This is a genomic window from Streptomyces sp. NPDC006739, assembly GCF_042869815.1.
Lineage (GTDB): Bacteria > Actinomycetota > Actinomycetes > Streptomycetales > Streptomycetaceae > Streptomyces.
The window spans coordinates 102,428-113,570 of record NZ_JBIAGM010000004.1; the positions used below are offsets into that span (position 1 = coordinate 102,428).

Sequence of the window (11,143 nt, forward strand, 5' to 3'; positions counted from 1 at the left end):
CATTAACGGGCAGATCCTCACCGTCCGTACTCGTGCGAGCACAGCTCCTGCGGCACGAGCGGGCCGTCTGCCCGATACTGGATATATAGGGACGGGTCGGCGGTGCCGCCGATCTTGTGCGGCAGACCGCGGCACTTCCCCTCGGCGCGCATCGTTACCATGCGTGGACGCACATTCCGACGACCACTGACGAAGACGAGGGACGGGCGAGCGCGTGGCCGAGGCGGCAGACTTCCAGGCGACCAGTGCCTCCCCTGCCCGCCGGTGGCTCTGGCGCGCGGGAGCACTGCTCGCCGGCGCGCCCTTGCTGGCCGGAGTGCTCCAGTTGCCCGCGTCCACGTCCGCGCAGGCGGCGACCTCGGACACGGTGGACGTCTCCGTGGATTCGCTCACGCCCAGCACCCCTACGGACGGCGACACGCTGACCGTCTCGGGGACGGTGACCAACAACGGCAAGCAGACCGTCACCGGCGCGCACGTGGGGCTGCGTGTGGGCCCGATGCTGACCACGCGCTCGGCGATCGACAGCACCGCCCAGCACGCCGACGACCTCCAGGCCAGCATCGGCTCCGAGGTCGGTGACAAGTATGTGGAGAAGTTCGCCAAGCTGACTCCTGGAGTCGCCGAACACTTCGAGATCTCCGTACCGGTGAACAAGCTCGACCTCGGCCACGACGGGGTTTACGAGTTCGACGTCTCTCTGTCCGGCCAGACTTCGGCGCAGCCCTGGGAGCAGGTGCTCGGCATCCGGCGGACCTTCCTGCCGTGGCAGCCTTCCGAGGCCGGCACCAAGACGAAGACGACGTATCTGTGGCCGCTGATCTCTCCGGTCCACGTGACCGCGAAGACCGGCGCCGGTGAACTACAGACGCCGGTCTTCCTCAACGACGACCTCGCCAAGGACATCGCGCCGGGCGGCCGGCTGGACCAGATGCTGGCACTGGGCAAGGACCTCGACGTCACCTGGGTGATCGACCCGGACCTGCTGGCGTCCGTGGACGCGATGACCCGCAACTACAAGATCCAGGGAGACGGCGACACCACCACCACCGGCACCCACCAGGCGTTGGCCAAGAAGTGGCTCGCCGGACTGCAGCAGGCGGTGGCGGACAAGGAGGTCGTGGCCCTGCCCTTCGCGGATCCGGACCTGGCCTCCCTGGCGCACAACGGCACCAGCGTCACCGGCTCGCTGAGCCATCTCAAGGACGCCACCGATGTCGCCGCCACCACCGTGAAGACGGTGCTGCACGTCACGCCGAACACCGACTTCGCCTGGCCCGTGGACGGTGCCGTCGACCCGTCGATCATCAAGGTCGCGACCTCCGCCGGCGCCGACAACGTGATCGCCCGCAGCGACAGCCTGCAGGAGGCCGGCGGCCTGTCGTACACGCCTTCCGCGGCCCGCCCCATCGGCGGCGGTACGACGGCGGTGGTCGCCGACGCGCGGCTGTCGAGGGCCTTCGAGGGCGATCTGACCAAGGCTGACTCGGCCACGCTGGCCGAGCAGGAGTTCCTGGCCCAGAGCCTGGAGCTGAACGGGCAGACCGACGAGCAGCGCAACATCGTCGTGGCCCCTCAGCGGATGCCCACGGCGAGCCAGGCCCAGGCGATGGCGGCGGCGCTGTCCGCACTCCAGGGCAGTAACTGGTCCCAGTCGCAGGACCTCGCCGCCGCAGCCAAGGCCAAGCCCGACCCGGGCGCCACCACGAGGATCCCGTCGACATCCGTCTACCCCTCCTCACTGCGTGCCGGGGAAATGCCGAGGTCGGCCTTCGAGCAGATCGCACGCACCCAGGACAAGCTCGACAACTTCCGGGTGGTTCTCACCGACGAGTCCCGGGTGGTCACGCCCTTCGGGCGGGCCATGAACCGGGAGATGTCCACGTCGTGGCGGGGGCGGGCTCCGGAAGCCGACAGCTACCGCAGTGGTGTCGAGGCATGGCTCGACGACCTGACCGACCAGGTGAAGCTGATCGACAAGTCCGAGACCAAGCTCTCGGGGCGCAGCGCCACCATCCCGGTGACCGTCCAGAACAATCTCGTCCAGCCCGCCGGCCACCTGGTGCTGCGGCTCACCTCGACGATGCCGACCCGCCTGAAGATCGGCGGCAAGGCCTACGCCGAGCAGCCCGTGGAGGTCTCCGGCGGGCACAGCCAGTCCGTGAAGTTCACCACCTCGGCCAACGCCAACGGCCGTGTCACGGTCATCGCCCAGCTCTACACGCAGGACGGCCAGGAGTACGGTGACCCCGTCAGCTTCGACGTGAAGGTCACCGAGGTCACCCCCACCGTGATGCTCGTCATCGGCGGCGGCGTGCTGCTCCTCGTCCTCGCCGGGTTCCGGATGTACACCCAGCGCAAGCGCGCGGCGGCCCGCCAGGCCCAGGACGACGGCCCGGACGACGCGGGGGAGGGCACCGACTCCCCGGGGAACCCCGAAGGCCCCTCGGACCGTCTCCCCGGAGAGTCGGACGGGGACGGCGGGGCAGACGACCCGGGGCAGCCGAGTGACCCGACACCGGACACCGCACCGGAAAGCGCCGACCCGTCCGGGACGGGTGAGAGAGTGGACCGTTGAGCGATGTCGTGGCCGGTGGGCCCGGGGACGATGAGGTGGGGTAAACCATGAACGCGCCGTACGACGGTGACCGCGGCCAGGGCGCGGCCGGTTCGGGCTACCCCGAGTCGCCGCCCGAGCCCGGCCAGGTGCCGCCGCAGCACGCGGCGGACATGTACCTCCAGGACGCCTACGACCAGGATCCTTACCGGTCTCAGGACCTCGCCGCCCAGGACCCGGTGGCCGAGGCGCTCTACGACCGCGCCGCGCACCCTCCACCGCCGCCGGGCGCGCACGAGCCCCAGCCGCCGCTGTACGGCCCGCCGGCCCAGTCGCCGTACGCCCCGGACCCGCAGGTGTGGGCCCAGACCCCGCCACCGGAGCCGGACGGCCCGACCCAGTACCTGCCCTACGGTGACAACCCCCGCACGACCCAGTTCGTGGGGGTGGACGACCTGGTCACGCACTCCGGTGAGGAGCACCACGAGCCGGACGCCTTCGCGCATCTGTTCCGGGACCAGCAGCAGGGCGGCTATCCGTCCATGGACCCCCAGCCCCGGGCGGTGCCGGGCCCGGCCGCCGCGCCGGGCAGCGGTCAGTATCCGACCGGTTCGCACCCCATGAGCCCGAACGGGGACCATTCGCATCAGGCGAACCCCTACCAGGGTGCGCAGTACCCCGAAGCCCAGTACGCCGAGGCCCAGTACCCAGCGGCTCCGGCCGGCGCGGAAGCCGCCGTACCGCCGCCTGCCCCTGCTCCGGCCGCGGCCACTGCCGCTCCCGCCCCCGCCCCCACGCCGGCCAAGGGCGGGCGGGCCTCCGGTCTGCTGAAGTCCAGCGCCGTCATGGCGGCCGGCACCATGGTCTCCCGCCTCACCGGTTTCATCCGGTCCGCACTGATCGCCGCAGCTCTCGGCCTCAGCTTTCTCGCCGACTCCTTCCAGGTGGCCTACCAGCTGCCGACGATGATCTACATCCTGACCGTCGGCGGCGGACTCAACTCCGTGTTCGTGCCCCAGCTGGTGCGGGCCATGAAGGAGGACGAGGACGGCGGCGAGGCCTTCGCCAACCGTCTGCTGACCCTCGTGATGGTGGCCCTGGCCGCGCTCACCGGCCTCGCGATGTTCGCCGCACCGCTGCTGGTACGGATGCTGTCCCCCACCATCGCCGCCGACCCTGCGTCCAACGAGGTCGCGGTCACCTTCACCCGCTACTTCCTGCCCTCGATCTTCTTCATGGGCATCCACGTGGTGATGGGTCAGATCCTCAACGCTCGCGGAAAGTTCGGCGCGATGATGTGGACCCCGGTCCTGAACAACATCGTCATCATCGTGGCACTCGGCGCGTTCATCTGGGTGTACGGCACCGCCTCGCACTCCCATCTGACCACCGCGAACATCCCGCCGCAGGGCCAGCGGCTCCTCGGTGTCGGGGTGCTGCTCGGCCTGGTGGTGCAGGCCCTGGCGATGATCCCGTACCTGCGTGAGACCGGGTTCCGGATCCGCCCACGTTTCGACTGGAAGGGCCACGGCCTGGGCAAGGCCGCGATGCTCGCCAAGTGGACGGTCCTGTTCGTCCTCGCCAACCAGGCGGGCGCCATGGTCGTGACCCAGCTGTCCACCGCCGCCAGCAAGGACTCCGGCATCAAGGGCACCGGCTTCGCCGCCTACGCCAACGCCCAGCTGATCTGGGGCCTGCCGCAGGCCATCATCACCGTGTCCCTGATGGCCGCCCTGCTCCCGCGCATCGCTCGCTCGGCTTCCGAGGGCGACAGCGGTGCCGTGCGCGACGACATCTCCCAGGGCCTGCGCACCACCGCGGTCGCCATCGTGCCCATCGCCTTCGGCTTCCTCTCCCTGGGCATCCCGATGTGCACGCTGATCTTCGGCTCCGCGGGCACCGACGCGGCCACCAACATGGGCTACATGCTGATGGCCTTCGGTCTCGGTCTGATTCCGTACTCCGTGCAGTACGTCGTCCTGCGCGCCTTCTACGCCTACGAAGACACCCGCACGCCCTTCTACAACACCGTCATCGTGGCCGTGGTCAACGCGGGCGCCTCCGGGCTCTGCTACGTCCTGCTTCCGGCCCGCTGGGCTGTCGCCGGCATGGCCGCCGCGTACGGCCTGGCCTACGCGACCGGTGTGGGTGTCGCCTGGCGACGGCTGCGCAAGCGGCTCGGCGGCGACCTGGACGGTGCCAAGGTGCTGCGCACCTACGCCCGGCTCGGCATCGCCTCGGTGCCAGCGGCCCTGCTCAGCGGCGTCGCCTGCTACGGCATTCTGCATGCCCTCGGCCACGGCGTCGTGGGCTCGTTCGCCGCTCTGCTGGTGGGCAGTGTCGTCCTGTTCGGCATCTTTTTCGTGGCCGCCCGCCGTATGCGGATCGAGGAACTCAACTCGCTCGTGGGCATGGTGCGCGGGCGTCTGGGGCGATGAAGGTGGGGGTAGGCGCACAACCATCGTTCGCGATTGCGTGTCGTGCATAGCAGCGGACTGTGGGCACAATTGGATTCGGCGTCGGACAGGGTGCAACGGATGGGGAGGCAGGGAACGACGGTGGCGGAACGGAGCACGGCTGCCGTCGACGTGGCAGGCAACAGCGGTGACGAGCCGCTGACCGCCAAGGCGGATCAGTCCACGGCCGACGGGGTGGCCCAGAACCCGGAGCGGGACACGGAAAGCGACGAGGCACAGAGGAGCGGCGGGACCGGAAGTCCTGAGAAGACAGCCTCACCTCCCGAACTGCACAGCGGTCACAAGCTCGCCAGACGCTACCGTCTCGAGGAGTGCGTCACCCGTCTGGACGGATTCAGCAGTTGGCGCGCGGTCGACGAGAAACTCCGTCGCGCCGTCGGCGTCCACATCCTGCCCGCGGACCATGCGCGGGCCCGGTCGGTGCTGGCAGCCGCCCGCTCCTCCGCGCTGCTCGGAGACCCTCGCTTCGTCCAGGTGCTGGACGCCGTCGAGGAGAACGACCTCGTCTACGTGGTGCACGAATGGCTTCCCGACGCGACCGAGCTGACCACGCTGCTCTCGGCCGCTCCCCTGGAGCCGCACGACGCCTACCAGATGGTCAGTCAGATCGCCTCCGCGATGGCTGCCGCGCATCGCGAGGGTCTCGCCCATCTGCGGCTCAACCCGAACGCCGTACTGCGTGCGTCGACCGGTCAGTGGCGCATCCGCGGGCTGGCCGTCAACGCGGCCCTGCGCGGCGTCAGTTCGCAGACCCCTCAGCGCACCGACACCGAGTCGATCGGCGCCCTGCTGTACGCGGCGCTGACGCAGCGCTGGCCGTACGAGAACGATGCCTACGGCCTGTCCGGCCTGCCCAAGGACGTCGGTCTGATCGCACCCGACCAGGTGCGGGCCGGAGTCCACCGGGGTCTGTCGGAACTGGCGATGCGCGCGCTCGTCAACGACGGTGCCACCGCCTCCCGCCACGAGTCCCCGTGCACCACGCCGGAGGAGCTGGTGAAGGCGATCGGCGAGATGCCCCGCATCCGTCCGCCCGAGCCGGCGTTCACGGCACCTCCCGAGTACCAGCGCACGACGTACCAGCAGGGTACATACGGCCGTCCGGCCCCCCACCCCGGCGTCGGGCAGCCGCTCACGGCGCCGCTGCCGCCGCTCCAGAGCCGTACCGGCAAGGCCCTCAAGTGGGCGGTCTCCGCCCTCCTGATCGCCGCCCTGGGCCTCGGCAGCTGGCAGCTGGCGGACGCGCTGATGCACGACGACAAGTCCAACGACACGAACCACACGCAGACCACGGACAGCGGCGGCGACAAGGCTCCGAAGAAGACGACGTCCGGCAAGCCCATCGCCATCATCGGCGCCCGGGACTTCGACCCGTTCAGCGATGACCACTCCGAGAATCCGGCCAACATAAACAAGGTCTACGACAACAGCACCCGAACGTACTGGCAGACCGACTACTACCTGGGCGCGAAGTTCGGCAATCTGAAGTCCGGCGTCGGGGTCATTGTCGACCTCGGCAAGGTCCAGCAGGTCGGGAAGGCCACCGTCACCTTCGTGGGGGACACGTCCGTCGAACTCCGGGCCGCGAGCAGTGAGAACTCGGGGACCATGCCGACGACCTTCGACTCCTACACCAAGGTCGCCACGGGTTCGGGTACGACCGTGGTACTCAAGCCCGGGCAGCCCCTCAAGAGCCGGTACCTCCTGGTGTGGCTGACGAAGCTGCCCATGCAGGAGAACGGCCAGTGGCGCGGCAGAGTGGCGGACATCAAGGTCACCAGCTGAGGACTGTGGATTCCTGTCCGGAAGTCCGTAAGGTTGCCCCGAGGAGGGGCGGATGGCAGATGGCGCCGGATACGACGACGTGCGGGACGAGGATCTCCTCGCCCGGCACGTCGAAGGTGACCCCGATGCCTTCGGGGAGATTGTGCGGCGTCATCGGGACCGGCTGTGGGCCGTGGCCCTCCGCACCCTGGGCGACCGCGAGGAGGCCGCTGACGCGGTTCAGGACGCCCTGGTGTCGGCCTACCGGGCCGCCCATACCTTCCGGGGGCAGTCCGCCGTCACCACCTGGCTGCACCGGATCACGGTGAACGCCTGCCTGGACCGGGCGCGCAAGGCCGCCACCCGGAAGACCTCCCCGGTCGACGACACCGAGCGGCTGGAGCAGCTGCTCGAGCCGCATGAATCGGCCTCCGCGCCGGCCGAACGGAACGACCTGCACCGTCAGCTCCTCGAAGCCCTCGGCACGCTTCCGCACGATCAGCGTGCGGCCCTCGTCCTCGTGGACATGCAGGGTTACCCGGTCGCGGAGGCCGCCCGGATCCTCGACGTGCCGACAGGGACGGTGAAGAGCCGCTGCGCCCGGGGCAGAGCCAGACTCCTTCCACTGCTCACCCATCTACGGCCGGAAAACACCGGTGGCGCCAAGGACCCGGGAGCGGAACGGAACCGGGCGCAGAGGACATCCGTCCCACCCGCAGCGGGATCTCAGGACGGAGCTCCCCCAGGACCCCTGGACGGGGGGCCCAGCGGTTCAGCTGTAGTGAAGGGCGGAGGTGGGCGAGCGTGACTTCCTCGACAGACACGGCCGGGCACCCGGACGTCGCGGAGATCTCCGACCTCACCGAAGGCCTGCTTCCGCCGTCACGGACTTCGGATCTCCGGCGTCATCTGGAGACGTGCGAGTTGTGCGCCGACGTTCATGCCTCGTTGGAGGAGATTCGCGGACTGCTCGGCACCGCTCCGGCCCCGCCGCTCATGCCCGCGGACGTAGCGGGCCGTATCGACGCGGCTCTGGCCGCCGAGGCGCTGCTGAACGCCAGCGCCCCCGAATCGATGGATTCCCCGGTACTGGTCTCCGCTTCCGGATCGTCCGCCGAGGACGCCCCGGCTCGCGTTTCACGTGAAACATCGACTTCAGCCGACCGCCCCTCCGGGCGTCCCCATGCGGCGACCGGCCCAGGGCGCAAGGAGCGTGGACGCGGTCGGCGCCGTAGGACCGTCGTCCTGGGAGCTGTCCTCACCGTCGCTGTCCTGGGTGCGGGGACACTCATCGTGCAGTCGCTCGGGAACGACTCCTCGGATACGACAGCCCACGGCACGCAGACCCCCTCCGCCGGCACCTTCTCCGGTGGCAGTATCGAGGACCAGGTGAAAGGTCTCCTCTCCACGAAGAGGGACACACAGCACCCCTCGGAAAGCCAGAAGCCGAACCTGGACGTCCAGTCCCAGCCCAACACCCCGGGCTCGGCCGAGAGCGCGAACACCCTGCTCCAGAAGCAGGTGCCGGTTCCCGACTGTGTACGCCAGGGAATCAACCTCAACACCACCGCACTCGGTGCGAAGACAGGAACCTACGAGGGGAAGAGCGCCTACCTGGTCGTGGTGCCCGAGTCCGGTGCCCCTCATCGGGTCACCGCCTACGTGGTCGACGCCTCCTGTATCGGCCGGCAGCCCGTCTCGCCGGGCAAGGTTCTGCTGAAGCAGTCCCTCCCGCGCTCCTGATCCTCCGTCGCACGTCTACGGGCAAGAAGGTCTTGTCTCTGCCCGTACGGTAATCCGTACCGTGTGCGACTCCGTGTGCCCGGACACACCGGGAATGCACGCCCCGTAGGATCCGTTGGGTGGTGTGAGGGCTCCGAGAGGGGCTCCCACCGGTCGAACGACGTAGACCAGAGACGAGGAATCAAGCCGTGAGCGACGTCCGAAACGTGATCATCATCGGCTCCGGGCCCGCCGGTTACACGGCAGCGCTCTACACCGCGCGCGCGTCGCTGAAGCCCCTGGTGTTCGAGGGTGCCGTCACCGCCGGCGGTGCGCTGATGAACACCACCGAAGTGGAGAACTTCCCGGGCTTTCGCGACGGCATCATGGGCCCGGAGCTCATGGACAACATGCGCGCGCAGGCCGAACGCTTCGGTGCCGAGCTGATCCCGGACGACATCGTCTCCGTCGACCTGACCGGTGAGATCAAGACCGTCACCGACACCGCGGGCACGGTCCACCGGGCCAAGGCCGTCATCGTGACCACCGGCTCGCAGCACCGCAAGCTCGGCCTGCCGAACGAGGACGCCCTCTCCGGCCGCGGTGTCTCCTGGTGCGCCACGTGTGACGGGTTCTTCTTCAAGGACCAGGACATCGCCGTGATCGGCGGCGGTGACACCGCGATGGAGGAGGCGACCTTCCTCTCCCGGTTCGCCAAGTCCGTGACGATCGTCCACCGCAGGGACACCCTGCGCGCGTCCAAGGCGATGCAGGAGCGCGCCTTCGCCGATCCGAAGATCAAGTTCGTCTGGGACAGCGAGGTTGCCGAGGTCCAGGGCGAGCAGAAGCTCTCCGGCCTGAAGCTGCGCAACCTCAAGACCGGTGAACTCTCGGACCTGGCGGTGACCGGTCTGTTCATCGCGATCGGCCACGACCCGCGTACCGAGCTGTTCAAGGGCCAGCTGGACCTGGACGAGGAGGGCTATTTGAAGGTCGCCGCGCCCTCCACTCGCACCAACCTGACCGGCGTCTTCGGTGCCGGTGACGTGGTCGACCACACCTACCGCCAGGCGATCACGGCGGCCGGCACCGGTTGCTCCGCCGCTCTCGACGCCGAGCGTTTCCTCGCCGCCCTCGCGGACGAGGAGAACGCCGAACCCGAGAAGACCACCGTCTGACCCTCCCCCCTCCGACCGACCGCACGATCAAGCTAAGGAGCCCGCCGTGGCCGGCACCCTGAAGAACGTGACCGACGACTCTTTCGAGCAGGACGTCCTCAAGAGCGACAAGCCCGTCCTGGTGGACTTCTGGGCCGCCTGGTGCGGTCCGTGCCGCCAGATCGCCCCGTCTCTCGAAGCGATCGCCGCCGAGTACGGCGACAAGATCGAGATCGTCAAGCTCAACATCGACGAGAACCCGGGTACGGCCGCCAAGTACGGCGTCATGTCCATCCCGACCCTGAACGTCTACCAGAACGGCGAAGTCGCCAAGACGATCGTCGGCGCCAAGCCGAAGGCCGCGATCGTCCGTGACCTGGACGAGTTCATCGCCGAGTGACGTTTCACGTGAAACACAAAAGGGCCAACCCCTGAGGGGTTGGCCCTTTTCGTTGAGAACAGGCTCCGCTCAGAGCGGCCGCAGGGCCGGTTCCTTCTGTACGGCACCCAGCAACCGGTCGAGCGCCAGTTCCACGTCTTCCTTCCAGGACAGCGTCGTCCGCAGCTCCAACCGCAGCCGGGGATGGCTGGGGTGCTGCCGGACCGTCTTGAAGCCCACGGCCAGGAGATGGTCGGCGGGCAACAGACAGGCAGGCTCCTTCCAACGGGCGTCACCGAATGCCTCGATCGCCTTGAACCCGCGGCGCAAAAGGTCCTTGGCCACCGTCTGGACCATCACCCGGCCCAGCCCCTGCCTCTGGTAACCGGGCATGATGAAGCCCGTGATGAGCTGCACGGCGTCCGGCGAGACCGGGCTTGTGGGAAACGCCGTGGAGCGGGGCACATAGGCCGGCGGGGCGTAGAGCACGAAGCCCACCGGTACGTCATCGACGTAGACCACCCGGCCGCAGGATCCCCAGTCCAGCAGGACGGCGGAGATCCAGGACTCCTTCTCCATCGCGGCCGTACCGCCTCTTACCGCGGCCTCACCGCTGACGGGGTCCAGTTCCCAGAAGACACACGAGCGACAGCGCTGGGGAAGGTCCTGAAGGTTGTCCAGCGTGAGCGGTACGAGCCGACGGCCCATGAAGGCGGTTCCTCGCTTCCTTCGCCCACGGCGCCGCGGGCGGCTGTCAGAGCGCTCCGTTCCCTGAGCAGGCTGCCGACGAACCCGCCGATCATGCCGAGTCCCAGGCCCATGCCCACCAAACCGGTGCGGCAAATCGATCGCATGGCCCCCGCCTCCCACTCAGAGGTGCTGCCAGGTGGATGCGCCATACCCGCTCGCATCGTATCCACGATGCGATTCCATCGATACCGACTGAAAGCAAAGGGCGGGTCGTGGGGCGGGGGGGCCCCGCCCCCCCCCCCCCCCCCCCGCGGGGGGGGGGGCCCCCCCGGCCCAGCCGGCGGGGACCACGGTGTGGCCGGCGGGGAGACCCATCTGGGGGTCCGGCCCCACGCCC

8 protein-coding genes are annotated in these 11,143 nt (G+C 69.0%); 7 read left to right on the plus strand and 1 reads right to left on the minus strand.

What is annotated here, in order from left to right:
* Positions 1-214 precede the first annotated feature (214 nt).
* From ACFYMM_RS10265 to trxA, 7 genes are all read left to right on the plus strand, one after another.
* Complete coding sequence (locus ACFYMM_RS10265) at positions 215-2,578, plus strand: DUF6049 family protein (RefSeq protein WP_388385399.1); 2,364 nt, start codon at positions 215-217, stop codon at positions 2,576-2,578.
* Between the two features lie 47 nt (positions 2,579-2,625).
* Positions 2,626-4,995, plus strand: coding sequence for a murein biosynthesis integral membrane protein MurJ (murJ, locus tag ACFYMM_RS10270; RefSeq protein ID WP_388385400.1), 2,370 nt, complete (start codon positions 2,626-2,628; stop codon positions 4,993-4,995).
* A gap of 120 nt (positions 4,996-5,115) precedes the next feature.
* Positions 5,116-6,819, plus strand: a complete 1,704-nt coding sequence (locus ACFYMM_RS10275) for a serine/threonine protein kinase (RefSeq protein ID WP_388385401.1) — start codon at positions 5,116-5,118, stop codon at positions 6,817-6,819.
* Between the two features lie 52 nt (positions 6,820-6,871).
* Positions 6,872-7,606 carry an RNA polymerase sigma factor SigM gene (gene sigM / locus ACFYMM_RS10280; RefSeq protein WP_388385402.1) on the plus strand — a complete coding sequence of 245 codons (735 nt, stop codon included), beginning with the start codon at positions 6,872-6,874 and terminating at the stop codon, positions 7,604-7,606.
* Positions 7,603-8,541 carry an anti-sigma factor family protein gene (locus tag ACFYMM_RS10285; protein WP_388385403.1) on the plus strand — a complete coding sequence of 313 codons (939 nt, stop codon included), beginning with the start codon at positions 7,603-7,605 and terminating at the stop codon, positions 8,539-8,541. Before sigM ends, ACFYMM_RS10285 begins: the two co-directional genes overlap by 4 nt.
* A gap of 188 nt (positions 8,542-8,729) precedes the next feature.
* Complete coding sequence (trxB, locus tag ACFYMM_RS10290; protein WP_388385404.1) at positions 8,730-9,698, plus strand: thioredoxin-disulfide reductase; 969 nt, start codon at positions 8,730-8,732, stop codon at positions 9,696-9,698.
* A 46-nt stretch (positions 9,699-9,744) separates the two neighbouring features.
* Entirely contained in the window at positions 9,745-10,077 is a 333-nt protein-coding gene (trxA, locus tag ACFYMM_RS10295) for a thioredoxin (protein WP_388385405.1), read from the plus strand.
* 69 nt (positions 10,078-10,146) lie between these two features.
* Here trxA and ACFYMM_RS10300 read toward each other — a convergent pair whose 3' ends face one another.
* A complete protein-coding gene (locus ACFYMM_RS10300) occupies positions 10,147-10,764 on the minus strand; it encodes a GNAT family N-acetyltransferase (protein ID WP_388385406.1) in 618 nt (205 codons plus the stop codon).
* Between the last annotated feature and the right edge of the window lie 379 nt (positions 10,765-11,143).